The sequence below is a fragment of the Shimia sp. R9_3 genome, assembly GCF_017743755.1.
In the GTDB taxonomy this organism is placed as follows: Bacteria; Pseudomonadota; Alphaproteobacteria; order Rhodobacterales; family Rhodobacteraceae; genus Shimia.
Window position 1 is genome coordinate 140,453 of the sequence record NZ_JAGHRP010000002.1, and the last position, 25,977, is coordinate 166,429.

Here is a 25,977-nt window from a genome sequence, read left to right on the forward strand (position 1 = left end):
ACAGGAGACCAATAATGTCCGTTAAAACCTTCACCCTCGCCGCCGCCGCTGCTGTGGCTTTCGCGCTTCCAGCATTTGCCGAAACAACCATTGCTGTGAAAGACGCCTACGCCCGCGTCGCCACCAAGATCTCCAAATCCGGCGCAAGCTTTATGGTGATCGAGAACACCGGCAGCGAAGATGACCGTCTGGTCTCTGTCAGCTCCGATGTGGCCAAGCGCACAGAACTGCACACCCACAAAGACATCGGCGACGGCAAAATGAAAATGCTGCACGTGAAAGAGGGCTTTGTGATCCCGGCAGGTGGCAAACACATGCTGCAACGTGGCGGCGATCACGTGATGTTCATGGGGCTGACCCATGGTCTGGAGCATGGCGACGTTGTGAATGTGACGCTGACCTTTGAAAAAGCAGGCGACATTACACTTGAGGTGCCTGTGGATCTGGAGCGTAAGCCCGCCGCAGGGGCGCATGGCCACGGCGAGATGAAAAAGACCGACGGCTGACCGCCGCGCATTGTTTATGTCTTTACATTGGGCCGCCGGTTGAGGTGGCCCTTATTGTTTGTGTCAGCTGTTGGTGCGGGCCAGCTCGCTCGCCACCCATTGCGGGACTGTTTCCGTGGCGGGGCCAAGATGCACTTCGGCGAAGCGGGATGCCCCGGCAGAGGGCTCCAAATTCAGCTCCACCGTATGCGCGCCAATATAGTCGGCGTGGGACACGAAGTTCGCCGCCGGATAAACCTCTCCTGAGGTGCCAATCGAGACGAATACGTCAGCCGCGGAAAGCGCATGCTCAATGCGCTCCATCTCGTAGGGAATTTCGCCAAACCACACCACGTCCGGGCGTGTCCGAGGCGCAGCGCAGGCCGGGCAGGGGTCTTCCTTGGCCATCACAGCCGGAGCCTCCCAGCGGTGATCGCATGCGGCGCACAGTGCTCCGGCAAGGATCCCATGCATATGCAGCACGTTCTTGCTGCCAGCTTTTTCGTGCAAGCTGTCGACGTTTTGGGTGACAATCAGCAGCGTGCCGTCAAGTTTGGCTTCAAGTTCCGCCAGCGCATAATGCGCGGCGTTGGGTGCCGCCTCCGCCGCATTGGCGCGTCGGGCGTTGTAAAACTCATGCACCAGATCGGGATTGCGGGCAAAGCCCTCTGGCGTGGCCACATCCTCAATCCGGTGCTGTGCCCAAAGTCCGCCTTCGTCTCGAAATGTGCCAAGGCCGCTTTCCGCGCTGATACCGGCGCCGGTCAGGATAACGATGTTGGTGGTCATATGCGCGTCTCGCTGGCTGCTGCTTGTGGTGCCTCTGTGTTGACTGTGGCAAGGTGCCGGGGTGCTGGCAAGATAAGGGGATGATCCGCCATGAAAATTTTGTTTGTCTGTCTGGGCAATATCTGCCGGTCCCCCACCGCCGAAGGTGTGTTTCGCAGCTTTGCACCGGAGGTGGATGTGGACAGCGCAGGCACTGGAGGCTGGCACGTGGGAGAGCCGCCCTATGGTCCGATGCAAGCGGCGGCCAAGGCGCGGGGCTACGATCTCTCAGATCTGCGCGCGCGCCAGTTTGACGTCGCAGACTTCTCGCGTTTTGATCTGATCATCGCAATGGACGGAGGCAATCTCGCCAATATTGAGCGGTTGCGTCCGGCAGGCAACGAAACGCCTGTGCAGCTTTTCACCGACTATGAAGACAGCGCCGCCGATGCGGTGCCTGACCCTTACTACACCCGTGATTTTGACGGGGCCTTGGATCTGATTGAAACCTGCGTGCGTGGTCTTGTTGCCGCGCTTTAGATCTGCGCAAATGGGGCGGTAGTTTCAGGAAAATGAAAAGTAGAGGCTGCTGTTTGCAAAGCAGCGCCGGGGCCTCTTGCTGACATGGGCGGTACCGGCAGACAGTAAAGCCGAAGTCATTTCGGAGCCTGACCTGTGCGGTGCCTATCGGTCCAACACACGAAAATCATCCTCCAGCCACGGGAGTTTCTCGATGGCCGGGGCAATCATGTGGCTGCTCAGCAGGTTGCGCATGGTTTGGGCCACGTCGCGCGGCACTGTGTCAGCCCAGTCTCCGCTTGCCAGAAGGGAAATAGTGCGGCTGAAAGGGGCAAACGGCAGCGGGTGTGCGGTGACGCGATCATGAAAGCGTGTCGCACGCAGGTAGCCCAGAGGCGTGGTGATGGCCCAGCCAATCCCGCGCGACACCATGGCAATGAGCGATGGGTTGGAGCCGATTTCAAACCGTTGCGGAATGTCGAGCTTGCAGCGTTTCAGGTGGGCTTCAATCTGACGGCCAATCAGTTGCTCCTGCCCGTAGCGCAGCATCGGCAGATCGGCCAGCGCCTCCATCACATCGCCTTTTGCAGGCACGCGACCGGCTGGGGCAATCAGAATAAACGGATCGCGGGTCAGCGGGTATTCCGTAATCCCGTCAATGACTTCTCCGGAGGAGGCAGTGATCGCGAGATGCAGATCACGGGCGCGAATGGCTTCGGTGATCTCATGGCTCGGCGCGGTGACAAGGCGGAACTGACAGCGGGTCATCGACTCTGCCAGCGTCGTGACAAGGCGCGGGGTCAGATCATTGTCAAAATCATCAATGATGCCCATGGAGAGCTGCGTCAGGTGGGTGAGGTCCATCACTGCCAGCTCAGACTGCGCCAGCCGCAATTGCGAAAGCACCGCACTGGCACGGATCAGATAAGCGCGCCCTGCAGGGGTGAGCTGCATCGGCCGTTTGCTGTGGTCCAGCAAGTCGGCACCAAGCGCCTTTTCGAGATTTCGGATCTGCTGAGACACCGCCGGTTGGGACAGCCCCGTGATCTCCGCCGCCTGCGCTACGGCCCCGGTCGCTGCGAGCGCTTCAAACACTTCCAACCCTCTGAGGGTGACACCTTTGTTCAACATTTTGGCTCTCCGGCAGATTTGCCTTTTGTGAATAGTCGCAGGGATTGGGTCAAGCCAAGAATAACATCGAGATATGGCAGGAGACTGACATGACTATCACTTATCTGAAGCGGGCAGACGCCACGATTGCAGAGGCCGGTACGGCGGATGCGCGGGACACCGTCGAAATCATGCTGGCCCGTATCCGGCAGGGCGGAGAAGCGACGGTGCGCGAGTATGCGCAGCGGCTGGATCGCTGGGATGGCGAGGTTGTGGTCGGGCGGGACCAGATGGCCGAAGCTGCACAGCATGTCACGCCTGAGCTGCGCGATGCGATCCGCTATGCGCATGACAACATTCGCGGGTTTGCCGAAGCGCAACGCAGCAGTCTCAATGAATTTGAAATCGAGTTGCGTCCGGGGTTGATGGCCGGGCAGCGGGTGATCCCACTGGATGCAGCGGGCTGTTATGTGCCCGGAGGGCGCTATAGCCACATCGCCAGCGCGTTGATGAGCATCACCACCGCGCGTGTGGCGGGGGTCGGGGATGTAACAGCCGCCTCGCCACCACGTCCGGGGGAGGGTATCCCGGCGGCGATCCTCTATGCGATGTGGCTTGCCGGGGCGGACCGTGCTTTGGCGCTTGGCGGAGTTCAGGCGGTGGCTGCCATGGCAGAGGGGCATTTCGGAGCTCGCCGTGCCGACATTCTGGTGGGGCCGGGCAATCAATATGTCGCTGAGGCGAAGCGGCAGCTTTTTGGCGAGGTGGGCATCGATATGTTTGCGGGCCCCACAGATGTCCTGATCATCGCGGATGAGACCGCCGACCCCGATCTTGTGGCCTGGGATCTGGTTGGGCAGGCGGAGCACGGCGGCAACTCTCCGGTCTGGCTGGTATGTGACAATCGGGCGCTGGCAGAGGCTGTGATGGCGCGGATCGCGGATTGCGTGGCACAGCTACCGGAGCCCAACCGAAGCGCTGCGCGACAGGCATGGGTAGAGCGCGGCGAGGTGATCCTCTGTGAGGGGCGCGAAGAAATGGCTTTGGTCTCAGACAGATACGCGCCGGAGCATTTGCATGTGCAGGCGGAGGATCTGGCATGGTGGAAAACGCGGCTGCGCAGCTATGGCTCACTGTTCCTTGGGGCGCGCGCCTGCGTGACCTTTGGTGACAAGGCCGCGGGGCCAAACCACGTGCTGCCCACAGACAGAGCCGCGCGCTACACCGGCGGGTTGTCGGTGCATAAGTTCCTGAAAACCGTGACCTGGCAGCGGGTTGCGGATGAGGCCCTGCCCGAGTTGGTGCGTGCTTCTTCTGTGATTTCACGCGAAGAGGGCATGGTCGGGCATGCCATCAGCGCGGAGATGCGGGAGGAGCATTTTCTGACGCCGCCGAGTCTGAAGCTGGTCAGCGGCGGTTAAGCGCGCCTTAGCGCAGGTGGTTGCAGCTGCGCGTGGCGTCTTCGCCAAAGGCCTTGTAGCGCTTCCAGAAAATCTCATGGCTGCGGCTGTCTGACTGGCGTATTTCCTGCGCCTTATGCGGCTCTTTGATGAAGCTTGCGGCCAGTCGCTGATCCGCACGGGACAGCGATCTGTTCGCCACTTTCTGAATGCAGCGGCACAGGCTGCGGTTGGCGGCGTCACGCTCCGATTGCTGACAGGCGCGGTTCAGCACGCGCGCGTCCGCCTGCTGTGGGATCGACGGGATCAGAAAAGCTGCCATCAGCAGCGCAAAAAGTGCTCGGGTCATTACTGCCTCATGTGTCTGCTCGGGCCCGCGGAAATTTTTTGCTCCGTCATTTGGCCTGTCCGTATTTGCGCCCAGTATGGGCCAGAGGCAGGTTTGTTGCAATCACAAGCGCGTGGGGTGCGGTTGCGTGGCGCAGCCCGACAGGCGCGGCTCTGTGCCGATGCGGCTTTATTCATTGGCCAATCGCGGCGTGGCTGCGCTAAGCTGAGGAAAAGGAAGGAGGAACTATGCCCAAAATCACCAAGGAGGCGGACCTTCAAACCGTCATCACGACATTTGAGATGACCCCCGGCACCTGTCAGGATCTGCTCGATGCGCTGACCGAAGCTTATGATCAGTTTATCTCAAAACAGCCGGGTTTTATCGCGGCTGGGTTGCATGTGAATGATGCGCAGACCCGGATCGCTAATTATTCTCAATGGCGTCGCCGCGAGGATTTTCAGGCCATGCTGCGGAGCGAGGAAATGCGGGAGCGAAACCGGCGCATCCATCAGCTTTGCCGCAGTTTTGAGCCGGTGATGTATGATGTTGTCGAGGCTTTTGATCGGGCCTAGTCTGGTTTGGGTTTCAAAGGCTTGGGAGAGTCACATGTATCAGCATATCTTGGTTCCCGTGGCCTTTGATGATGCGCATGATCCGAAGGAGGCGATTGCGGTGGCACGCCGCTTGGTTGCTGAGGATGGTCAGGTGACGTTGCTGCATGTGATGGCCAATGTACCCAACTATGTGATCAACTATGTGCCAAAGGGCTTTCAGGAAGAGGCGCAGGCCGCCATTGTTGCCAGCCTTGAGGCGATGGGGGCAGAGATGCCCAATGCGCGCGGGGTGGTAACCGAAGGTTCCGCAGGGAAAACCATTGTCAATTGGGCCAAAAACGAAGATGTGGACTGCATCGTCATTGCGTCGCATAGACCCGGGGTTCAGGATATTGTACTGGGCAGTACTGCGGCGCAGGTTGTGCGCCACGCCACCTGTGCGATTCACGTGACCCGTTAACAAGGAGCCCCGGCAAAATGATAAAGACTGTCAAATGGTTGCGCGGAGCCGCGATGGTCGCGGTATTGGCTTTGGCGGGCGCTGTTTCTGCGGAGGAGGACAATGGATTCTCCGAGCATCAAACCAAGCGGGCCGTTGACACGTTCACCTACGGTGCAGAGCAATGCGCCACCCTGGATCCGATCTATCGCGTGGACTGTCTGCGTCAGGCCTACAGCCAGACCGTGCGGGTGGTGGCCAATGCCTCCGTGTATTGGGAGGCCGAGGTTGCCCTGACCCGTGTAAATCGGGGGCTCTATGCCTTTGTGCGCGAGCATCTTGACAAGAATGTCGACCGGGTCCGGGTGAATGGCGGACGCATCAAGGCGGTCACGGCTGACTCCGTGCCCGTTGCGCAGGCGCTTTATGGCGATGGTGTGGACCGGGCCGTGGCCGCAATGCGGGGCGCGTCATCACTGGAAGTGCGCTACTTTGAGCCGATCGCTCAGGTGCTTCTGGCGTCCAAAGCTCTGATGCAGTGAAGACTGAGCAGTAGCGGCGCTCTTTGCATGCGCGCCACAGGCTAAGCCGGGCGAAGCTTCTCCGGCAATTCATCAATGTGAAAATCCACATGCAGATGATTGCCGTCTGGATCTTTGAGATTTACCTGCACAATCGGAAACCCTGGCGGGAAGCCGAGATAATAGTCGATTTTGCGGGATTTTAGCAGGTCGAGAAAAGCCTCCATGCCCGTAGCCCCAAAGGCGGCATGCTCAAGCGCCAGATCGCCATCGGTCTGCGGGCGGCCCTCCACCTCCACAAGATGCACCACCGCCTGCTCCCCCAGATACATCCACGCGCCGGGAAAACCGAAATCCGGTCTGGGGCCTGCCTTCATCCCCAAAACCTCCTCGTAAAAGGAGACCATCCTGCTGAGATTGCCGGTGCGGATGTTTGCGTGATCAAGCGAATGTAGGGGCATAGCTTGACGGTAGGGGCGGGCACGCCATGGGTCAAGCTGGGCTGGATGGCGCCAACATATCAGCCGGTGTCAGCTTGAAAGCTTTGCCAAATCCGCCGTTCAGAAGACCGCCTAAGGCTTCGAACCGCGCAAAGCTGAAATCACCAAAGTCCATATAAAGTCTCGCCTTGGGCCGCTGCGCCAGATAGTGGCTGCGCAGGGTTGTGTGCTCTTCACTGTCGCGTGGCACAAAACAGGCCTTGGCATGAACCGTCAGGCGCGGGTGGGTGAGGGGATCGCCCTTCTCGGCGGGCTCGCCCAGCAACAAGGCGCAGCGGGGATCGGCACGCAACGCTGCCGTGTGGCTGGAGAGGTCGGAAATCAAAGTGAGCGGCGCCGCATCAGGTGCAGTGGCGATGGCGATCCGCGTGACCGAGGGCGTGCCTTTGTCGGGATCTGTCACCGCCAGCGCGGCGAAGCGGGCCTCTGCAATCAACGCGCGTGCCAAGGCACGGGCATCTTCATCGGTCGGGCGGATCGGAGATTTTTCAGTCATGTCAGCACATTGCCAGCCTATGGCCCAAAACAAAAGCGGCGCTGGGGATTTTCCCTTGCGCCGCATTGTATCGCTGGCTTGATCTTTGCTGCCTACGTGCGTGGCTGGCTGTCTGGCTGGACCTGGCGTTTGGCTGGGCCTTGCTGGAGCGCTCGCTTCGTACGTGAGTTGCCGATCTGGCTCGCTGATGTCTTGAGTATTTATCTAGAGTGAGTCGCAGGGAGGTGCAAGAGAAAATCGTTTAAAAACATATAGTTGACTGGTTTTGTCGGAATTATAATTTGAGCGTTTCAGTCGGGTTTGTGCGAAATTTTGCGCGTGTGGCGCTATGTCTTTGCCTGCACTCATGAAATTTGAACGGTGCGTGCCTATCTCTGTCTCAGGAAACATAGGAGGAGTTCTTTGATGAAATGTCCGGTTGATGGCGCGACGCTGGTGATTGCAGATCGCAACGGTGTGGAGATTGACTATTGCCCTGAGTGTCGCGGCGTGTGGCTCGATCGCGGGGAGCTGGACAAGATCATTGAACGCGCAAGCGCCTACAGCCCGCCACCTCCTCCGCCTCAGCAGCAGGCCCCACAAGGCCTTGGCTATGAGAGCCGCGACTATGATCGCGGGCACGATCGCGATTACCACAGCAAACCGCGCAAAAAGAAAAAGATGAGCAGCTTTCTGGATGACATCTTTGATTTCTAAGCGTGCGCTCAGAAGGGATGACAACGGGGGCCAAGTGCCCCCGTTTTTGGTTTAGCCTTCGGGATAGGCCGCGAAGCACTGGTCCGACTGTCGCGCAGCCTGTGTGCGTGCAGCCCGTAGATCCCGGCGCAAGCCGTCGCGCTTTTCCCGCTCTGCCCGAATGTCGATGTCCACCGGCACTTCGACAGTGTGGTATTCCGTTTCATCACAACGATACCAACGCCCGTGTTCGTCGTGACAGTCTTTGGGTACCACAACCGGCTCCTGATACGTATGGATGGCATAGCCGCGCGAGATATTGCCCTCGGCTGTGGCGATGGCGTTCTGCAGCTGCGTCACCCGGCTGTTGGCGGTGTTGAGACAGCGCTCCAGCGGCGTGGCGCAGGCGGCAAGTGCATAAAGGGTGAGCAGGGCGAGGGCGCATTTTGCGTGCATGTGAGACTCCGTTTTTTCGGAGCCATGGCTTAGGGCGCTGTGACAGGCAAAAACGCGGCGGTGTTATCGGATAACGGGTGGCTCAGGAGAGTTGCGCGGCGGCGCAGTCACGAAATTTCTGCACTTCCGGCCCGGCCCCTTTAAGCGAGATTGGAACGGTCTGCGCTTGAGTGAACGCCACCGCGGTGTGGTTGAACTGCAACCCGTCCAGCACATTGCCAAACCCGCTGTCCGCCACATTGAGCGTTTGGTCATTGTCCGACAGCGCATGTTTCGGCGTGGAAATGGTGATCTCATTGGGGCCAAGGAACCGCATGGCGAACCAAGGCGCGGTCTGCCAAGGCGCGGACTTGCGGGTGATTGCGAGGGTGTAGAGCGGTTTGCTTGGATCGTAGGTGAGGTGGACGCGGGTGTCGGTGGTCTCATGCGTGAGGGTGCAGGTTTCGCCGGTTGTGGCCTGCCACGCCGTGGCCGGGGTGGCGAGGGTGACTAAGAAGAGAGGGATGAAGAGGATGCGCATGGGGGGAGGGTAAGAGGCGACTGGCTCTGCGTCGAGTGGGTGGCGCGTCACAAACGCATGATGCAGAGCATCATGCCGCGCCCGACCTCCCCCATGGGAGGGCGCGTTCGCTTCCTCCCGAGGTCGGACGCGGCCTATTCAGATAATGCATTCAATCTGAAGACCGGATCGCCGTAAGCAGCATCGCGGAAAGATGTGCGGTTTCGCCAATAAGGAGGTAATCAAGTTTTTCAGATGAACCATTGAAGGTATGGAGTTGCTTTCGTTAAATATCAAAAATTGAAAAACGCGTTTCGGGGCTTTTGTCAGAGAGAGCTTGATGCATAATCAGGCTTGCCATCTGTGCCTTAAGGCGCGAAAGCTTATTGTTATTTAGGAATAGCTTGATAGCATGGCGTTCGCCGTCAATTTCTAGGCCCATTTCTGGATTAATATGAAGCTTGAATTCATCGCGTGACCAATCTTCTTTTGGTGGATCGAACCAGCTGACTACCTCATTTTTTGAACGCCATTTTGTGTAGCAGTCTATCGTTTCTTGGAAGTTTTTTTGTTTTTTAGGATTTTGTGAATCAACGAAAGCCTCCCAGTCTGGTTCTTGACCTGTCTTCTCATAGTTGACGAGAAGTTGGCGGATTCTACGATGATAGTCCCTTTTGGGATCATAAGGTATGTTGCTTTGACGCCATGCTTGAAGAGCCGTTGTGGCTTTCGGTTCGCCGGTTTGGGCAACAAAATCTAAGAACTTGGTAAAGCTGACCCGTATCATTTATGTCCTCATAGGTTGCTTTGGACAACTTAGGGGTGTGTCTGATTCTTTCCAGTTTTTTTTGGAGGATGCCAAGAAAACACTAGATATACAGCGTATTGTGGCGACCTGCTGACCAAAGAGGTGCGCAAGGATTGCGCACCCTACGTTTTACCGCCCCCGCTTGCTTCTTACATTCCCGCCACGTTGCCCGGCACGGCCTGCCGTAGACCGTCCCTTGCTCTTCACCGCCTCTTCCTCAGCAGCTTTGATGGCGTATTGCCGTGCCATCGGATCATCCGCCACAGCCAGATCCACGGCTTCCAGACGTTTGATCTCGTCGCGCAGGCGCGCGGCCTCTTCGAACTCCAGGTTCTCCGCCGCCTTGCGCATATCGTCGCGCAGACCGTTGAGCACGGTTTCCAGATTGCCGCCGTGCAGCGGGTTGTCGATCTTGGCGGTGACGCGGGACTGATCGGTGTCGCCCTGATAGAGCCCGGCCAGCACATCCTCGACGTTCTTTTTGACCGTCGCGGGGGTGATGCCGTGTTCTTCATTATAGGCGATCTGTTTGGCGCGGCGGCGGTTGGTTTCGCCAATCGCGCGCTCCATGGAGCCGGTCATACGGTCCGCATACATGATCACGCGGCCCTCAGCATTCCGCGCGGCGCGGCCGATGGTCTGCACCAGTGAGGTTTCCGAGCGCAGGAAGCCCTCTTTGTCCGCATCCAGAATGGCCACCAGACCACATTCCGGGATGTCGAGCCCCTCACGTAGCAGGTTGATGCCAACCAGCACATCAAAGGCGCCAAGCCGCAAATCCCTCAGGATTTCAATGCGTTCCAGCGTATCGATGTCGCTGTGCATATAGCGGATCTTGATGCCCTGCTCGTGCAGATATTCGGTGAGGTCTTCGGCCATACGTTTGGTGAGCGTCGTCACCAATGTGCGGAACCCCTCTGCGGTGACCTTGCGGATTTCATCCAGCAGATCGTCCACCTGCATCTCAACAGGGCGGATTTCCACCTCCGGATCAAGCAGGCCGGTCGGGCGGATCACCTGTTCAGAGAACACACCACCGGATTGATCAAGCTCCCAGCCCGCAGGGGTTGCGGAAACAAAGACCGATTGCGGGCGCATGGCGTCCCATTCCTCAAACTTCAGCGGCCGGTTGTCCATACAAGAGGGCAAACGGAAGCCGTGTTCCGCCAGTGTGAATTTACGGCGATAGTCGCCCCGGTACATGCCGCCGATCTGCGGCACCGACACGTGGCTTTCATCGGCAAAGACAATGGCATTGTCGGGGATGAACTCAAACAGGGTGGGGGGCGGCTCCCCCGGCGCGCGACCTGTCAGATAGCGCGAGTAGTTCTCGATGCCGTTGCAGAAGCCCTGCGCCTCCAGCATCTCCAGATCGAAATTGGTGCGTTGCTCCAACCGCTGCGCCTCAAGCAGTTTGCCCTCGTCCACCAGCTGATCCAGCCGCTGACGCAGCTCTTTCTTGATGTTTACAATGGCTTGGTTAAGCGTTGGCTTGGGCGTCACATAGTGGCTGTTCGCATAAACGCGGATCTGCTCAAATGTATCGGTCTTCTCGCCAGTCAGCGGGTCAAACTCGGTGATGCTTTCCAGCTCCTCTCCAAAGAAGGAGAGCTTCCATGCGCGGTCCTCCAGGTGGGCCGGGAAGATCTCAAGGCTGTCGCCCCGCACCCGGAAAGAGCCGCGCTGGAAGGCGGCGTCATTGCGGCGGTATTGCTGGGCCACCAGATCGGCGATCACCTGCCGTTGGTCATATTCGCCACCCGCCTTCAGATCGAGGGTCATCGCGGAGTAGGTCTCCACCGAGCCGATACCGTAGATGCAGCTGACCGAGGCCACGATGATCACATCATCGCGCTCCAGCAGCGCCCGCGTGGCAGAGTGGCGCATCCGGTCGATCTGTTCGTTGATCTGGCTTTCCTTCTCGATGAATGTGTCAGAGCGCGGCACATAGGCTTCCGGCTGGTAGTAGTCATAAAAGCTGACGAAATATTCGACCGCGTTTTCTGGGAAGAAGCCCTTCATCTCGCCATAAAGCTGCGCCGCCAGCGTCTTGTTCGGCGCCAGAATGATCGCCGGGCGCTGGGTTTCCTCAATCACCTTGGCCATGGTGAAGGTTTTACCGGTTCCGGTGGCACCGAGCAGTACCTGATTGCGGTCGCCGTCATTCACGCCTGCGGAGAGTTCGGCAATGGCGGTGGGCTGGTCGCCTGCGGGCTCAAATTCTGTATGCATAACAATGCGTTTGCCGCCTTCAAGCTTGGGGCGGCGAGGGGCGCTGGGATCAGGGCCATTTAGGAGCGGAGCATTGGCGGCATCGGTCATTGTGAATATCCAGGCGCTGGGCAAACGTTCTGCGCGCGCGGGCGCGTCGGCCTCTGATGTTGGTCTCTTTTTGTTCTTATGCAAGGGCGAAATAGCAATTCAAGGGTGGTTGAAGTGCAATGCTGACAATAAGTGACAGGAGGGGAGGTTTCGCGCTTGCAGAAAAACAGCGCGATCTCCGTTTTGGCGCTGCAGCAATTTGGCTCAAATTGACCTTAGGAAAGCAGTCGGTGCGCTCCATTGAGTAAGTCGTTGTGCTTGCTTTTGAAATTTTAGAACAAAATTCCATCACTTTGCGTAATTAAATATATGTTGCACTTGCATATAAAGCGGCATGTTCGATATTCTCATTTCAGCAAGCAACCATGTGCAACGACCGTTTCAATCTGCACTTACACCCCTCGCTCCCCGCAGTTTGGAAAGGCGTTTTGGTTGCTTGCGAGCCTTTCCTTTCCAAAGATTGAATATTTGCAAGCGCTTCTGCGCTATTCTGCCACTTGTCGCAGCGTCCGGAATCCGTGATAAAGCGAACAGTCCAAGGAGAATGCGATGATTGCGCGTATCTATCAGCCAGCCCGGACAGCGATGTCATCGGGCACCGCCAAGACACACCAATGGGTGCTGGAATACGGCCCCTCGGAGGCCAAGGACATTGATCCTTTAATGGGATGGACCGGCTCCGGCGACACGCAGAGCCAGGTGCGCCTGAAGTTTGACAGCAAGGATGCGGCGCTGGCTTACGCGCGGGATCGCGGGATCGACGCACAGGTGGTTGAGCCGCAAAAGCGCAAGCCGAATATCCGCGCGGGCGGTTACGGCGAAAACTTTGCCACCAACCGCCGCGGGCCTTGGACACACTGAGGCAGGATCTGCCAAACCCCGTGCGGAGCTCTTTAGGGAATGTCGTGGGGTGAGTGTTGATGGAGGCGCCTGCGGGCGCCTTTTCTATGTTTGGAGGCCACATGGCTGCACCTGAATTTCTGATCAATCCGGCGGGTAGAGACGCGCCGACCTTTGTTTTTGCACATGGGGCAGGGATCGGCATGGACGCGCCGTTTATGACCACCGTGGCTGAAGGCCTCGCTGCGCGCGGTGTGCAGGTGGCGCGGTTTGAATTTGCCTATATGGCGCAGCGGCGCACGGGCGGTGCGAAACGGCCGCCGCCCAAGGTGGCGCTCTTGCAGGAGGAATATCTCGCGGCGCTTGCGACGCTGGCTGAAAGTGGTCCGGTGGTCATCGGCGGTAAATCCATGGGCGGGCGCGTGGCCAGCCTGATTGCAGATGACCTTTTGGCGGCGGGGAAGATCAAAGGTGCCCTGTGCCTTGGCTACCCGTTTCATCCGCAGGGCAAGCCGGAATCCCTCCGGGTTGCGCATCTGGAGGCGCTGCTGACGCCGACCCTGATATGCCATGGCACACGTGATCCCTTTGGCACCCAAGAAGAAGTTGCGACCTATGCGTTGTCAAAGCAGGTGGAGCTCGCTTGGTTTGAAGATGGCGACCACGATCTGAAGCCCCGCAAACGGGTGACAGGGCTGGATCACGCCGCGCATTTGGAGCGGCTTTGCAAGGTGGCGGCTGATTGGATCAAGCAGGTCTGTGCCCACGAATTAGCCGACGCTAGAGACATGTTGCGGGGACGTTGCGTAGCGACCCAATGCGCTGACTGGCGCAGTGCGAATGCAAGCTCTAGGGTGTCGCAAAATCCTCCTTTCCAAGCCAACGTGAGCGGTGCACATGACGGATCAAGAGATCGAAAACCTCGCTGATTTTCCAAACTCTTACTGGAAGCGGTTTCAGGTCACCAAAGAGGATCTGGACGGGTTTCACCACGTCAACAATGCGGTCTACCTGAAGTGGCTGGACGCCACCGTTTGGGAGCACACGCGCGCGGTTGGGTTGACGGAAGAAGTTTGTCTGAAGATGGAACGCGGCATGGCCGCTGTGCGCCATGAGATCAAATACTTGTCTTCCGCGTTTCTGGATGATGAGGTCGTGGTGTTTAACTGGATCCTGTCAAACGACGGGCGTTTGCGCTGCAGCCGACTGTTTCAGGTGGTGCGCCTGAGCGATCAGAAAACCATCCTGCGGGCGCAGTCTGACTATGTGAGCACTAATTTGACCACAGGCCGCCCTGTTAAGATGCCAGAGATTTTCAAAACCGACTACGCCGTGACTGTGCCGGAAGGGGCCAAGCTGGTCTGAGTTTTCACAGATTTTGGCCATAGAAAAAAGCCGATGCAGGAAGGTCCTTGCATCGGCTTTCTTGTCTTATTTGAAGACCGGTTTGCGCTTTTCGGTGAAGGCTGCGTAGGCCTCTTTGAATTCGTCCTTGTCCAGACCCGCGGCAAAGTCCGACAGCTCGTTGCTGACGCGGTCCCAAAGGGTGCCTTCCAGATCACGACGCAGGAACGCCTTGGTGAGGCGCATGGCTTCCGGCGGCTGTTCGCACAGGGCCTTGAGCGTCGCCTCAACCGTGGCCACCAGATCGGCCGCAGGCAGAACCTGATTGATCAAACCCGCCCTCAGCGCTTCGTCCGCGTCAAACATGCGGCCCAACAGGAGCAGTTCCGCCGCTTTGGCTTGGCCCATCAGACGTGGCAGCACGTAGCTCGCGCCGGCTTCGGGCACCAAACCGAGGTTGACAAAAGGCAGGCGGAAACGGGCGCCCTCGGCCACATAGATCAGATCGCAATGCATCAGCATGGTGGCGCCAATGCCGATTGCGACGCCTTCGACCTCGGCAACAATCGGTTTCGGGAATTCGATCAGCGCTTTCAGGAAAGCAGCCACCGGAGGATTGTCCCCTTTGGCGGTCTGATCAAAGCCAGAGACCACATTGCCGCTGGTGAAGTCATTGTCTGCGCCGCGCAGCCAGACGGCACGGATCTCGGAGTTGACAGCGGCCGCGTTGAAGGCGTCGGCCAGACCAAGGTACATGTCTTTGTCGATGGCGTTTTTCTTGCCCGGCGCGGTCATGGTGATGCGCATCACTTGGCCGAGCTGCTCGGTGAGAACGCCGTTTTCTGGTGTGGTTGTATCGGTCATTTTAGGTCCCCTTACGCTTTGCTGAAGCCAACAAGGCGCTGATTGATGATCTCATCAGCTTCCCGCATGATGCGCGAAATCAGTTCCTCGCAGGTCGGGATGTCGTTGATCAGGCCCGCGACCATGCCGCAGGACCATGCGCCCGCATCCATTTCGCCATCCTGCATAACACGCGGATAGACGCCTGCGACCTCATCAATGATGTCGTCAAACTGGATCGCGTCGCCTTTTTCTTTCTCTTTGGCGAGAACACGTTCCACCGCCTTGTTGGTCAGTACACGCTCGGTGTTGCGCAGCGGGCGCATGACGAGACGGGTGTCAAGCTCCGTGGCTGCAACCAGCGCGTCTTTGACGTTCTGATGCACAGGCGCGTCCTGCGTGGCCACAAAACGGGTGCCGAGGTTGATCCCTGCGGCACCTAGCGCCAGCGAAGCCACAAGCGAGCGGCCGTCTGCCTGACCACCGGAGGCCACAAAGGGGATCTCCAGCTCATCTGCGGCACGCGGCAGCAGGATCATGTTGGGTATGTCATCTTCGCCCGGGTGACCGCCGCATTCAAACCCGTCTACGGAGACCGCGTCGCAGCCAATCTCCTGCGCCTTCAGCGCGTGGCGCACGGAGGTGCATTTGTGGATCACTTTGATGCCCGCGTCCTTGAGATAGGGCATCACCTGCGCAGGGTTGCGGCCTGCGGTTTCCACCACGGTCACGCCGCCGTCGATGATGGCTTTGATGAGTGCGGGATAATCCGGTGCGTTGACGGTTGGCAGGAAGGTCACGTTCACCGCAATCGGCTTGTCGGTCATGTCCTTGCAGCGGGCAATTTCATTGGCCAGATCTGCCGGAGTTTTCTGGGTGAGGCCGGTGATGGTGCCAAGCCCACCCGCGTTGGAAACCGCCGCCGCCATCTCGGCAAAGCCTACATAGTGCATCCCGCCCTGAATGATCGGGTGTTCAATCCCCAACATTTCGGTGATGGCTGTTTTCATGAGAAGCCTCCTCTATCTCTTAAAATTCCGCTTGGCGCCTAACAACCATGGGAGGTACTTGGGATGAAAGCGCTGTTCTTGAAAACGTAGCGTCCTTGATTTTTTCGGCCATTTAGTGTGCCTTAATGGCCGGAAATGACAATTTTAAGGAGGCCGTTGAAGCCTTTATACCGGCGCGTCCGGAGCTGCGGCCATGAACGGCACGAGGCTGTCCGTGAAGGCCTTGATAAAATCAAAAACCAGCGGCGAGGCATTGGCTGTCACCGGGCGCAGAATGGTCAGCCGGTGGTCGATCTGTGGTGAAAAAGGCCGGATGGTCAAACCCTTGTTGCGATATTGCTCCGCGTCCAAGGCACTGACAATCGACACCCCATGGCCTTGGCTGACAATGGTGCAGGCAGCGGTGAACTGGCGCACTTCGATCCAGGATTTGAGCTGCTCGCCATGATCGGCAAAGGCACGCTCCACCCGACGAAAAAACGGGCTGTCGCGGCGCGAGTGGATCAGCTTCTCATCCCGAATGTCGCTGGGCGTGATCACCTGCTTGACGGTCAGAGGGTGGCCTTCTGGCATGATCAGCACGGAGCGGATGGAAATATCGGTCGCCTCCGTCGCCGGATGCCCGGCAAACCCGTCGGTGATGCCACAGTCATATTGCTCCCCGATGATCCACTCCAGAATGCGCTCAGGGCGATCCGGCTCCAAGGTGACGGTCACTCCGGGACGGTCACTGAGAAAGTCCACCAGCACGCCGGGCAGGTGGCTGGTCGCAAATCCGGGAAGGCAGGCAATGCGGATATGCCCCGTTTTCCGCTCGGCAATGTCGCGACGCAGATCATCCAGATGATCAAGCCGGTCCAGAATGCGGGTCACCTCTGCCAGCAAGTACCGCGAGTCGCTGGTGGGCTCGAGCACCCCGCGCCGCCGGTGAAAAAGCTCAAAGCCGACCGACTTGGAAAAGTCCGACATAAGCCGACTCACTGCCGGTTGAGAGACGCCAAGTGCCTCCGCAGCTTTGGTAATTGACCCGCTTTCCGCCACCGCGCGGAAGGCTTCGAGTTGTCTCATCTGAAATTTCACGGCACCCGAACCCTTGGTTTTTCTTATGTTTGTATCGTTTTATCGCACCTATATAACACTGAGTTATGTTTGTGTCTAAAAAGTTTAACTTGCATTATTTCATCTATTTTCGAATGCTTTGCCTGAAATTTGGTCAGTTCAGTGAGGGGACGAGAGAGATGAATTTTACCAAAGCAGCATTTTCCGGCGTGGCAATGGCGAGCCTGATGGCAGGAATGGGCATGGCCCAGACCGAGATCCAGTGGTGGCATGCCATGGGTGGCGCCAATGGCGAACGCATCGACAAGATGGCGGCAGACTTCAACGCCAGCCAGTCTGAGTACAAAGTGGTGCCAACCTACAAAGGCAACTACACCGAGACGATGACCGCTGCGGTCGCGGCTTTCCGGGCCAAAGAGCATCCGCATCTGGTGCAGGTGTTTGAAGTGGGCACCGCAACCATGATGGCGGCAAAAGGCGCGATCTACCCGATTGAGCGGATGATGGCGGATGCTGGCGAAGGCTTTGATAAATCCGACTATCTGCCAGCGGTGATTTCCTACTACCAGACGCCCGAAGGCGAACTGCTGTCGATGCCGTTCAACAGCTCCACACCGGTGCTGTGGTACAACGCTGATGCCCTGAAGGCGGCGGGTGTAGATGCACCCAAAACCTGGGATGATGTGAAAGCCGCCTCTCAGGCGCTGGTTGACAGCGGCATGGACTGCGGCGTGAGCTTTGGCTGGCAATCTTGGGTCATGATCGAGAACTTCTCCGCATGGCACGATCTTGAGATGGGCACCAAAGAAAACGGCTTTGCGGGCTTTGACACCGAATTCACCTTCAACAACGACAAGGTCGCGGCCCGTCTGGACGATGTTGCGGCGATGTCAGACGGCAACCTGTTCAAATATGGCGGTCGCCGCGGCGACTCCCTGCCGATGTTCACCAATGGTGAATGCGGCATGTGGATGAACTCCTCTGCATACTATGGCTCGATCAAATCTCAGGCGGGGTTTGAGTTTGGCCAGACCATGCTGCCGCTGGACACCTCCGTCGCAGACGCGCCGCAGAACTCCATCATTGGCGGGGCAACGCTCTGGGCGCTCGCAGGCCATGAGGCGGATGAATACAAAGGTCTGGCCCAGTTCATGACCTATCTGTCTTCTGCTGAGGTGCAGGCATGGTGGCATCAGGAAACCGGTTATGTGCCGATCACCACAGCCGCTTATGAGCTGTCCAAGGAGCAGGGCTTCTATCAGGACAACCCGGGTACAGACACTGCCATTCAACAGCTGAGCCTGAACACGCCTACCGCCAATTCCCGCGGCATCCGCTTTGGTAACTTCGTGCAGGTGCGCGACGTGATCAATGAAGAAATGGAAGCGCTCTGGGCTGGTGACAAAACCGCGCAAGAGGCACTGGACGCGGCGGCCGAGCGCGGCAACGCCCTGCTGCGCAAATTTGAGCGTGCAGCCAACTGATCAAGGTTAACTCCGGGCGCCTGGCGGTCTTTCATGGCTGCCGGGCGTTTTTTGTCGTTCAAAACGACCACAGGTTTTCAGGGGTGACATGCTCAAACGCGTCCATTTCCCATCCTCTGCGCTGCCCTTCCTTCTGGTGGCCCCGCAGATTATCATCACGCTGGTCTTTTTCATTTGGCCAGCCGCACAGGCGATCTATCAGTCGTTTCTGATTGAGGACGCTTTCGGGCTGTCCACAGAGTTTGTCTGGTTTGAGAATTTCCAGATCCTGTTTCAGGACAAACAGTATCTCGCAACATTCTGGCGCACGCTGTTTTTCTCCGCTGCGGTGGCGATCTTGTCGATGTCGATTGCGCTGATCCTTGCGGCCTTTGCCGATCGTGTGGTGCGCGGGGCGATGGCCTACCGGACGCTCATGATCTGGCCCTATGCGGTCGCCCCGGTTTTGGCGGGCGCGCTTTGGGTGTTCATGTTCAACCCGACGCTGGGCATCTTTCCGTTCCTTCTGGATATGGTGGGGCTGGATTGGAACCACTACCTCAAAGGTAGCCATGCGATGATGCTGGTGATCTTCGCCGCCGCGTGGAAGCAGATCGCCTACAACTTCCTGTTCTATCTCGCCGCCATGCAATCCATCCCGCGCTCGGTGATCGAAGCGGCTGCGATTGATGGGGCAGGGCCGGTGCGCCGGTTCAAGGATTTCATCTTCCCCCTGATCTCGCCCACGACGTTTTTCCTCCTTGTGATCAACGCGGTCTACGCCTTCTTTGACACCTTCGGCATCATCCACGCGGTGACACAGGGCGGGCCCGCCAACAGCACCACAATCCTTGTCTACAAAGTGTTCAACGACGGTTTTGTGGGCCTCGATCTGGGCGGCTCTGCGGCACAGTCCGTGATCCTGATGTTCCTCGTCATCACCATGACTGTGGTCCAGTTCCGCTACGTTGAGCGAAAGGTCGAATACTGATGGTTGAAAATCGTCCCATCCTGACTTTGGTCAGCCATCTGATCCTGATCTTCGGTGTGGTGCTTGTGGCGCTGCCGATCTGGATCACCTTTGTGGCCGCCACCCATGACGCCGTGCGCATGACCCAAGCGCCAATCCCGCTGCTGCCGGGCACGCATTTCTTGGAAAACCTCAAGGCAACGCTCTTTGGCTCTGGCCTCTCCAGTGCGGAGGCCGCGCCGGTCTGGCGTATGCTGCTGAACTCGCTGGCGATGGCGCTGATGATTGCGCTGGGCAAGATCATCATCTCGCTTTTGTCGGCCTTCGCCATCGTCTACTTCAAATTCCCCTTCCGCATGGGCTTTTTCTGGCTGATCTTCATCACCCTGATGCTGCCCGTAGAAGTGCGCATCCTGCCCACCTTTGAGGTGGTGGCCAATCTGGGGATGCTCAACAGCTATTGGGGGCTGACCGTGCCGCTGATTGCGTCGGCCACCGCGACCTTCATGTTCCGGCAGGTGTTTTTGACGATCCCCGATGAGATGCTGGAAAGCGCGCGGATTGACGGGGCAGGGCCGATGCGGTTCTTCATCGACATCCTCGTCCCGCTCAGCCGCACCAACATTGCCGCGCTGTTTGTGATCCTCTTCATCTACGGCTGGAACCAGTATCTCTGGCCGCTGCTGATCACGACGGACAACGACATGACCACGATTGTCATGAGCATCAAACAGATGCTGGAGGCGGCAGAGCAATCTCCGCAATGGAACATCATCATGATGACCGCGCTACTGGCGATGATCCCGCCGGTGTTTGTGGTGATCGCAATGCAGAAGCTCTTTGTGCAAGGGCTGACCGAGACAGACAAATAGGCAAACGACCATGGCATCCATTACATTGAAAGACCTTGTGAAAGCCTATGGCGACACCGAGGTGCTGCATCACATCGACGGCCAGATTGAAGACGGTGAATTTGTTGTGATCGTCGGCCCGTCCGGCTGCGGTAAATCCACTCTGCTGCGCATGGTGGCGGGGCTGGAAACCGTGACTGGCGGGGAAATCCAGATTGGCGACCGTGTGGTCAATAAGCTGGAACCCGCAGACCGTGACATCGCGATGGTGTTTCAGAACTACGCGCTTTACCCGCATATGTCGGTGCGCGAGAACATGGCTTATGGCCTGAAAATCCGCAAAATCAGCAAGGATGAAATCAACCGTCGCGTTGAGGAAGCTGCGGATATTCTTGAAATCCGTCCGTATCTCGAGCGCAAACCGCGCCAACTGTCCGGCGGTCAGCGCCAGCGCGTGGCCATGGGCCGTGCAATTGTGCGCGATCCGCAGGTCTTTCTGTTTGATGAGCCGCTGTCTAACCTCGACGCCAAGCTGCGTGTGCAGATGCGCCTTGAGATCCGCAAACTGCAACAAAAGCTGGGCGTGACCTCGATCTATGTAACCCACGATCAGGTCGAAGCCATGACACTGGGGGATCGGCTGATGGTGCTCAATGGCGGCTATGTGGAACAGTTCGGCACCCCCATTGAGCTCTATGACCGCCCGGAAACCATGTTTGTGGCTGGCTTTATCGGCAGCCCGGCCATGAATTTTCTGCCTGCCGAAGTGGCGAACGGGGTGACGACCCTGTCCAATGGGGCACAGCTTGGCGTTGCTCAGGGGCAGGGCCATGTGGTTCTGGGCGTGCGGCCCGAGCATTTGGAGCCCCAAGAGGACGGTGCAATTGAGGTGCAGGTGCAACTGATGGAACAGTTAGGTGCCAACACATTGTTACATGGCGCACTTAAAGGTACCGACACTGAAATGGTGGTGAGTCTGCCCGGACATGTGACGGCAGCACCCGGCACCGAAATGAAATTTGGTGCGGCGCCGGAGAATATGCACTTCTTTGCGCCGGACACGCAAAAACGGATCGAGTGATGCGTCAATATGGGCAGCTAGAAGGATTTCGCGCGGATGCGGCGGGACCCCGGATTTCCGGGCACCGCGGTGCGCGCGGGGTTTTGCCGGAAAATACCATGGAAGGCTTTGCCTTCTGCCAGCAGATCGGCGTGGCGTCGATTGAATTTGATGTGGTGATGACCAAAGACCGGGTGCCGGTTGTGGTGCACAATCACACGCTGGACGGCGCCTTGGCCCGTGGCGCAGATGGCCTCTGGCTTCCGGATCCCGGACCGCGCGTGGCCGAGATGACCCTGGCCGAAGTGCAGGGCTGCAATGTGGGTGCCGCCAATCGGGACACAGAATACGGCCGACGATTTTCGGATCAGGCGACACTGCCGTCAGCCAAAGCGCCCACTCTGGCCGACGTTCTGGCCTTTGCCGCCAAGCCTGAAAACGCATCGCTCTCGCTGTTGCTGGAGATGAAGACAGATCCGGATGCGCTTGATATGGCGCAGGAACGCGAAGAGATGGTTGCCGCCGTTGCTGCTGAGGTGCGCCGCGCCGGTGTGGTCGAGCGCACGGTGATGCACAGCTTTGATTGGGGCATTCTCGATGTGGCTCGCGCGCAAGCGCCGGAGATGCCGACCTCCTACCTGTCTTACCTGCCCAAGGGCTTCCCGGGTGAAAACGTCGACCGCACTGTGATGCCGCGCTGGAAAGAAATTCCGCCGTCCCTACCCAAAGCTGTTGTGGAGGCCGGCGGCCAAATGTGGTGCCCGCATTTTCTGGATGTGACCGCCGAGTTGGTGGAGGAGGCCCACGGCCTTGGCTTGGTTGTCGGCACATGGACCGTCAATGAGGTGGCAGACATCAACCGCATGATTGAATGCGGCGTGGACAGCATCGTGAGCGATTATCCCGGCCGCGTGCAGGATTGCCTGCTCCGCCGCGCCGCCGCTTAACAAGGCTTCCTGCTGCAAAGAACAAGGGCCGCTTGGGGATCTCTCCAAGCGGCCCTTCTTTGTTTGTTTAAGCAGCGCCGAAGCCGCCGCCACCGGGTGTTTCCATCACAAAGATATCGCCAGCGGTCAGTTCAGCCTGATCGTTCCCCGTGAGCTTTTCTTGGCTGCCATCGGTGCGGACCACGCTGTTGAGGCCCACTTTCCCTGTGCCACCTCCTGCTGTCCCATGGGGCGGGATCACGCGGTGTGAGGACAGCACCGTCACGGTCATCGGCTCATTAAACCGCAGTCGCCGGATGATGCCATCGCCACCTTGCCACTTGCCTTCACCGCCAGAGCCATGCCGGATGGAGAATTCCTCCACCCGCACCGGGAAGCGGGTTTCCAGCACTTCGGGGTCAGTCATGCGGGTGTTGGTCATATGGCTGTGCACCGCACTGGTGCCATCAAATCCGTCGCCCGCGCCGGTGCCACCACAGATGGTTTCGTAGTTCTGATAGGTGTCGTTGCCGTAGACAAAGTTGTTCATCGTGCCCTGGCTGCCCGCAATCACCCCGAGCGCGCCATATAGCGTGTCGGCAATCGCCTGACTGACCTCTGTATTGCCCGAAATCACGGCGGCAGGGAATTTCGGGTTGATCATCGAGCCTTCAGGCACAATGAGCGAGAGCGGTTTCAGACAGCCTTCGTTCATGGGGATGTCGCTGCCCACAAGCGTGCGGAAGACATAAAGCACCACTGCGCGGCAGATTGCCATCGGGGCGTTGTAGTTTGTCGCGCTCTGCTCTGATGTGCCGGTGAAGTCGATGGTCGCGGTGCGGTTTTCCTTATCCACTTTGATCGCGACTTCGATCTTTGCACCGCCGTCCAGCGGGTAAGAGAACGCGCTGTCTTTCAACACATCCAGCACCTGCCGCACGCTTTCTTCGGCGTTGTCCTGCACATGGCCCATATAGGCCTGAACGGTGGAGTGACCGAACTGTGCGGTGATCTTCGTAAGCTCGGAGGCGCCGGTGGCATTCGCGGCAATCTGTGCGGCCAGATCGGCCATGTTTTCATTCACGTTCCGGCAGGGATAACGCCCGGAGGTGAGCAGCTCGCGCGCGGCTGCCTCTCGCAAGCTGCCTTGATCCACCAGAAGGAAATTGTCGATCACGATGCCTTCCTCTTCGATATGGCGGCTGTCAGGCGGGGCAGAGCCCGGCGTTTTGCCGCCAATATCCGCGTGGTGGCCTCGCGAAGCGACGGTGTAGATGATGTTCTCGCCCGCCGCGTCAAACACCGGCGTGATCACCGTCACGTCCGGCAAATGCGTGCCGCCGTTGTAGGGGTTGTTCATCATGAACACATCGCCGGGGCGGATCTTGCCCGCGTTTTCGCGCAGCACCGTGCGCACGCTTTCTGACATAGAGCCGAGATGCACAGGCACATGCGGCGCATTGGCCACCAGATCGCCATTCTTATCAAAGATCGCACAGGAGAAATCATAGCGCTCCTTGATGTTGACCGAATAGGCCGTGTTCGCAAGCGTCGCGCCCATCTGCTCGGCAATCGACATAAAGAGGTTGTTGAACACCTCCAGCATCACCGGATCCACCGAGGTGCCAATCGCCTCCGAGCGTTTGAGCGGCACAATACGCTTCAGCACCAGATTGCCGCCTGTCGCGCATGTCGCCTGCCAGCCGTCTTCAATCATATTGGTGCCGGTTGGCTCTGTCAGAATGGCAGGCCCCGTCACCGATTGCCCAAGCGCCAAAGTGGCGCGGTCCACCAGCGGCACCTCTTGCAAACGCCCGCCTATATAAAGCGTCACATTGGGGGCCGCGCTGTCGGTGCCCTCAGGGGCTGGCATGGTCACCGCTTCGCCGGTCTGCCCAATCGCTTCGGCCACCACCACATCAATGATCAGATCATCGGTCTCCGGCGCAAAGCCAAAGCGTTGCTTGTGGGCGGTGATGAAATCCTCCCGCATGGTTTCGGGAGCGCCAAAGGCAACGGTGAGGCTCTGCTGCGCCCCTTTGGGGCGGATGTGCGCGGTTTGCGACACGCTGATATCCTGATCTGCAACGCCTTGCTCAGCCACTTCCGCATGCGCCGCAGCGGTGAGATCCTGCAAGGCCGCAGCGGCCTCTGGCGCGTCAAGCGCGCAGGCCACTTGGCTTTCCCGCATGGCGCGGATGTCCGCAAGCCCCATGCCAAAGGCAGAGAGGACGCCCGCAAATGGGTGGATGAAGATGCTTTCCATGCCCAGGGCATCGGCCACCAGACAGGCGTGCTGCCCGCCCGCGCCACCAAAACAGTTCATCGTGTATTTGGTCACGTCATAGCCGCGCTGCACCGAGATCTTCTTGATCGCATTGGCCATGTTTTCTACGGCAATCCGCAGGAAGCCCTCCGCGAGATCCTCCACGGATTTCTCGCTGCCAATCTCCGCCTTCAGCGCTTCAAATTTCACACGCACGGCATCCACATCCAGCGGCTGATCGCCGTTGGGCCCGAACACATGTGGGAAATGATCGGGCTGCAATTTGCCCAGAAGCACGTTGCAATCCGTCACCGTCAGCGGCCCGCCGCGACGATAGGCGCAAGGCCCCGGATTGGCCCCCGCGCTTTCCGGCCCCACCTGCATACGGCCATCGCGGAAGCTCAGGATCGAGCCGCCCCCCGCCGCCACCGTGTGGATCGACATCATCGGCGCGCGCATCCGCACCCCGGCCACCTCGGTCTCAAACGATCGCTCATATTCGCCCGCATAGTGGCAGACGTCTGTGGACGTGCCGCCCATGTCAAAGCCGATCAGCTTGTCAAAGCCAAGCTCCGCCGCAGAGCGCACCATGCCAACCACGCCGCCTGCCGGGCCGGACAGGATCGCATCGCGCCCCTGAAACAGTCGCGCATCGGTCAAACCGCCATTGGACTGCATGAACAAAAGCCGCTCACAGCCGCCTTTGGCGGTGTCCAGCGCGGTCGCCACCTGATCCACATAACGGCGCAGGATCGGAGAGAGATAGGCATCCACCACAGCTGTGTCGCCACGTCCCACCAGCTTGATCAGCGGGCTGGTCTCATGGCTCATCGAAATCTGGGAAAAGCCAACCTCCCGCGCAATTTTCCCCAGCGTCTTTTCATGTGCGGGGAAGCGATAGCTGTGCATCAACGCAATCGCCACAGAACCAAAACCCGCCGCATGCGCCGCCACAAGCGCGGCCCGCGCAGCCTCGGCGTTGAGCGCGGTGATCACATTGCCATCCGCATCCAGCCGCTCTTCAACTTCGATCACCTCATCATAGAGCAGCTCAGGCAACACAATATTGAGATCAAAAAGCGCCGGGCGGTTCTGGTAGCCAATCCGTAATAAATCGCGCAACCCTTTGGTGATCAGGAGTGCCGTGCGCTCGCCCTTGCGTTCCAAAAGTGCATTGGTTGCAACCGTTGTGCCCATTTTTACGGCATCGATCGCGCCTCTAGGAATCGCGTCGCCTTCAGCCAGATCAAGCAGCTGGCGGATCCCATGCACCGCCGCGTCTTTGTAGATTTCTGGGTTTTCTGACAAGAGCTTATGGGTTTTGAGCCCGCCATCCGGCGTCTTCGCCACAATGTCGGTAAACGTGCCGCCACGGTCGACCCAGAATTGCCATGCGCTGTCGTGCTCTGTGGTCATCGGTCTCTCCTAGAATCGAATTATTGTTGCTTTATGATGAGAACGC

Annotated in this window: 28 protein-coding genes; 15 read left to right on the forward strand and 13 right to left on the reverse strand. The window is 58.5% G+C overall.

The window, feature by feature from the left end:
* The first annotated feature begins 14 nt into the window (after positions 1–14).
* A complete protein-coding gene (locus J7412_RS05200; RefSeq protein WP_209061710.1) occupies positions 15–506 on the forward strand; it encodes a copper chaperone PCu(A)C in 492 nt (163 codons plus the stop codon).
* A 63-nt stretch (positions 507–569) separates the two neighbouring features.
* Here J7412_RS05200 and J7412_RS05205 read toward each other — a convergent pair whose 3' ends face one another.
* Positions 570–1,274, reverse strand: a complete 705-nt coding sequence (locus J7412_RS05205) for an NAD-dependent deacylase (protein WP_209077724.1) — start codon at positions 1,272–1,274, stop codon at positions 570–572.
* A gap of 90 nt (positions 1,275–1,364) precedes the next feature.
* On the opposite strand from J7412_RS05205, the gene J7412_RS05210 reads away from it, so the two are divergent.
* The gene (locus J7412_RS05210) at positions 1,365–1,793 is read left to right on the forward strand and encodes a low molecular weight protein-tyrosine-phosphatase (RefSeq protein ID WP_209077725.1); all 429 of its coding nucleotides are present in this window, start codon (positions 1,365–1,367) and stop codon (positions 1,791–1,793) included.
* A gap of 144 nt (positions 1,794–1,937) precedes the next feature.
* On the opposite strand, the gene J7412_RS05215 is transcribed toward J7412_RS05210, so the two are convergent.
* Positions 1,938–2,903: a LysR family transcriptional regulator gene (locus J7412_RS05215; RefSeq protein WP_209077726.1), complete on the reverse strand. Its 966-nt coding sequence runs from the start codon at positions 2,901–2,903 to the stop codon at positions 1,938–1,940.
* Between the two features lie 89 nt (positions 2,904–2,992).
* On the opposite strand from J7412_RS05215, the gene hisD reads away from it, so the two are divergent.
* A complete protein-coding gene (gene hisD / locus J7412_RS05220) occupies positions 2,993–4,303 on the forward strand; it encodes a histidinol dehydrogenase (RefSeq protein ID WP_209077727.1) in 1,311 nt (436 codons plus the stop codon).
* A gap of 7 nt (positions 4,304–4,310) precedes the next feature.
* Here hisD and J7412_RS05225 read toward each other — a convergent pair whose 3' ends face one another.
* Complete coding sequence (locus J7412_RS05225) at positions 4,311–4,631, reverse strand: hypothetical protein (RefSeq protein ID WP_247743782.1); 321 nt, start codon at positions 4,629–4,631, stop codon at positions 4,311–4,313.
* 227 nt (positions 4,632–4,858) lie between these two features.
* Here J7412_RS05225 and J7412_RS05230 point away from each other — a divergent pair, with 227 nt between their 5' ends.
* The 3 genes from J7412_RS05230 to J7412_RS05240 are packed head-to-tail and all read left to right on the forward strand — an operon-like array spanning position 4,859 to position 6,148.
* Positions 4,859–5,185, forward strand: a complete 327-nt coding sequence (locus J7412_RS05230; protein WP_209061698.1) for an antibiotic biosynthesis monooxygenase family protein — start codon at positions 4,859–4,861, stop codon at positions 5,183–5,185.
* A gap of 34 nt (positions 5,186–5,219) precedes the next feature.
* Positions 5,220–5,627, forward strand: a complete 408-nt coding sequence (locus tag J7412_RS05235; RefSeq protein WP_209061696.1) for a universal stress protein — start codon at positions 5,220–5,222, stop codon at positions 5,625–5,627.
* Between the two features lie 17 nt (positions 5,628–5,644).
* Positions 5,645–6,148 carry a hypothetical protein gene (locus J7412_RS05240; protein ID WP_209077728.1) on the forward strand — a complete coding sequence of 168 codons (504 nt, stop codon included), beginning with the start codon at positions 5,645–5,647 and terminating at the stop codon, positions 6,146–6,148.
* Between the two features lie 41 nt (positions 6,149–6,189).
* Here the strand turns inward: J7412_RS05240 and J7412_RS05245 are convergent, their stop codons facing one another.
* Both J7412_RS05245 and J7412_RS05250 read right to left on the reverse strand, forming a co-directional pair.
* Positions 6,190–6,588, reverse strand: coding sequence for a VOC family protein (locus J7412_RS05245; RefSeq protein WP_209077729.1), 399 nt, complete (start codon positions 6,586–6,588; stop codon positions 6,190–6,192).
* A gap of 31 nt (positions 6,589–6,619) precedes the next feature.
* Positions 6,620–7,123, reverse strand: a complete 504-nt coding sequence (locus J7412_RS05250; RefSeq protein WP_209077730.1) for a pyridoxamine 5'-phosphate oxidase family protein — start codon at positions 7,121–7,123, stop codon at positions 6,620–6,622.
* A gap of 405 nt (positions 7,124–7,528) precedes the next feature.
* Here J7412_RS05250 and J7412_RS05255 point away from each other — a divergent pair, with 405 nt between their 5' ends.
* Entirely contained in the window at positions 7,529–7,819 is a 291-nt protein-coding gene (locus tag J7412_RS05255) for a zf-TFIIB domain-containing protein (protein ID WP_209077731.1), read from the forward strand.
* A gap of 51 nt (positions 7,820–7,870) precedes the next feature.
* Here J7412_RS05255 and J7412_RS05260 read toward each other — a convergent pair whose 3' ends face one another.
* From J7412_RS05260 to uvrB, 4 genes are all read right to left on the reverse strand, one after another.
* Positions 7,871–8,254 (reverse strand): hypothetical protein, encoded by a 384-nt coding sequence (locus tag J7412_RS05260; RefSeq protein ID WP_209061685.1) that lies wholly within the window; start codon positions 8,252–8,254, stop codon positions 7,871–7,873.
* A gap of 82 nt (positions 8,255–8,336) precedes the next feature.
* Positions 8,337–8,825 (reverse strand): hypothetical protein, encoded by a 489-nt coding sequence (locus tag J7412_RS05265; protein WP_209077732.1) that lies wholly within the window; start codon positions 8,823–8,825, stop codon positions 8,337–8,339.
* A gap of 214 nt (positions 8,826–9,039) precedes the next feature.
* Positions 9,040–9,540 (reverse strand): hypothetical protein, encoded by a 501-nt coding sequence (locus J7412_RS05270; protein ID WP_209077733.1) that lies wholly within the window; start codon positions 9,538–9,540, stop codon positions 9,040–9,042.
* Positions 9,541–9,690: 150 nt separating this feature from the next.
* Positions 9,691–11,883 carry an excinuclease ABC subunit UvrB gene (gene uvrB / locus J7412_RS05275; protein ID WP_209077734.1) on the reverse strand — a complete coding sequence of 731 codons (2,193 nt, stop codon included), beginning with the start codon at positions 11,881–11,883 and terminating at the stop codon, positions 9,691–9,693.
* 549 nt (positions 11,884–12,432) lie between these two features.
* On the opposite strand from uvrB, the gene J7412_RS05280 reads away from it, so the two are divergent.
* The 3 genes from J7412_RS05280 (at position 12,433) to J7412_RS05290 (ending at position 14,088) form a co-directional block, all read left to right on the forward strand.
* On the forward strand, positions 12,433–12,744 hold the full coding sequence (locus J7412_RS05280) for an ETC complex I subunit (RefSeq protein ID WP_209077735.1): 312 nt from the start codon (positions 12,433–12,435) through the stop codon (positions 12,742–12,744).
* A 101-nt stretch (positions 12,745–12,845) separates the two neighbouring features.
* Positions 12,846–13,652 carry an alpha/beta family hydrolase gene (locus J7412_RS05285; protein WP_209077736.1) on the forward strand — a complete coding sequence of 269 codons (807 nt, stop codon included), beginning with the start codon at positions 12,846–12,848 and terminating at the stop codon, positions 13,650–13,652.
* Positions 13,621–14,088 (forward strand): thioesterase family protein, encoded by a 468-nt coding sequence (locus tag J7412_RS05290; protein ID WP_209077737.1) that lies wholly within the window; start codon positions 13,621–13,623, stop codon positions 14,086–14,088. Before J7412_RS05285 ends, J7412_RS05290 begins: the two co-directional genes overlap by 32 nt.
* Positions 14,089–14,154: 66 nt before the next feature.
* Here J7412_RS05290 and J7412_RS05295 read toward each other — a convergent pair whose 3' ends face one another.
* The 3 genes from J7412_RS05295 to J7412_RS05305 form a co-directional block, all read right to left on the reverse strand.
* The gene (locus tag J7412_RS05295; protein WP_209077738.1) at positions 14,155–14,931 is read right to left on the reverse strand and encodes an enoyl-CoA hydratase; all 777 of its coding nucleotides are present in this window, start codon (positions 14,929–14,931) and stop codon (positions 14,155–14,157) included.
* Between the two features lie 11 nt (positions 14,932–14,942).
* A complete protein-coding gene (locus J7412_RS05300) occupies positions 14,943–15,920 on the reverse strand; it encodes a nitronate monooxygenase family protein (RefSeq protein WP_209077739.1) in 978 nt (325 codons plus the stop codon).
* A 165-nt stretch (positions 15,921–16,085) separates the two neighbouring features.
* The gene (locus tag J7412_RS05305) at positions 16,086–17,000 is read right to left on the reverse strand and encodes a LysR substrate-binding domain-containing protein (protein ID WP_209077740.1); all 915 of its coding nucleotides are present in this window, start codon (positions 16,998–17,000) and stop codon (positions 16,086–16,088) included.
* A 158-nt stretch (positions 17,001–17,158) separates the two neighbouring features.
* Here J7412_RS05305 and ugpB point away from each other — a divergent pair, with 158 nt between their 5' ends.
* The 5 genes from ugpB (at position 17,159) to J7412_RS05330 (ending at position 22,270) form a co-directional block, all read left to right on the forward strand.
* Positions 17,159–18,463 (forward strand): sn-glycerol-3-phosphate ABC transporter substrate-binding protein UgpB, encoded by a 1,305-nt coding sequence (gene ugpB / locus J7412_RS05310; RefSeq protein WP_209077741.1) that lies wholly within the window; start codon positions 17,159–17,161, stop codon positions 18,461–18,463.
* An 88-nt stretch (positions 18,464–18,551) separates the two neighbouring features.
* Entirely contained in the window at positions 18,552–19,433 is an 882-nt protein-coding gene (gene ugpA / locus J7412_RS05315) for a sn-glycerol-3-phosphate ABC transporter permease UgpA (protein ID WP_209077742.1), read from the forward strand.
* Entirely contained in the window at positions 19,433–20,284 is an 852-nt protein-coding gene (gene ugpE / locus J7412_RS05320) for a sn-glycerol-3-phosphate ABC transporter permease UgpE (RefSeq protein ID WP_209077743.1), read from the forward strand. The genes ugpA and ugpE overlap by 1 nt, the downstream gene beginning before the upstream one ends.
* Positions 20,285–20,294: 10 nt before the next feature.
* Entirely contained in the window at positions 20,295–21,344 is a 1,050-nt protein-coding gene (locus J7412_RS05325) for a sn-glycerol-3-phosphate import ATP-binding protein UgpC (protein ID WP_209077744.1), read from the forward strand.
* Positions 21,344–22,270, forward strand: coding sequence for a glycerophosphodiester phosphodiesterase family protein (locus J7412_RS05330; protein WP_209077745.1), 927 nt, complete (start codon positions 21,344–21,346; stop codon positions 22,268–22,270). Before J7412_RS05325 ends, J7412_RS05330 begins: the two co-directional genes overlap by 1 nt.
* Positions 22,271–22,337: 67 nt before the next feature.
* Here the strand turns inward: J7412_RS05330 and J7412_RS05335 are convergent, their stop codons facing one another.
* Positions 22,338–25,931 (reverse strand): hydantoinase B/oxoprolinase family protein, encoded by a 3,594-nt coding sequence (locus tag J7412_RS05335; RefSeq protein ID WP_209077746.1) that lies wholly within the window; start codon positions 25,929–25,931, stop codon positions 22,338–22,340.
* Positions 25,932–25,977: the final 46 nt, after the last annotated feature.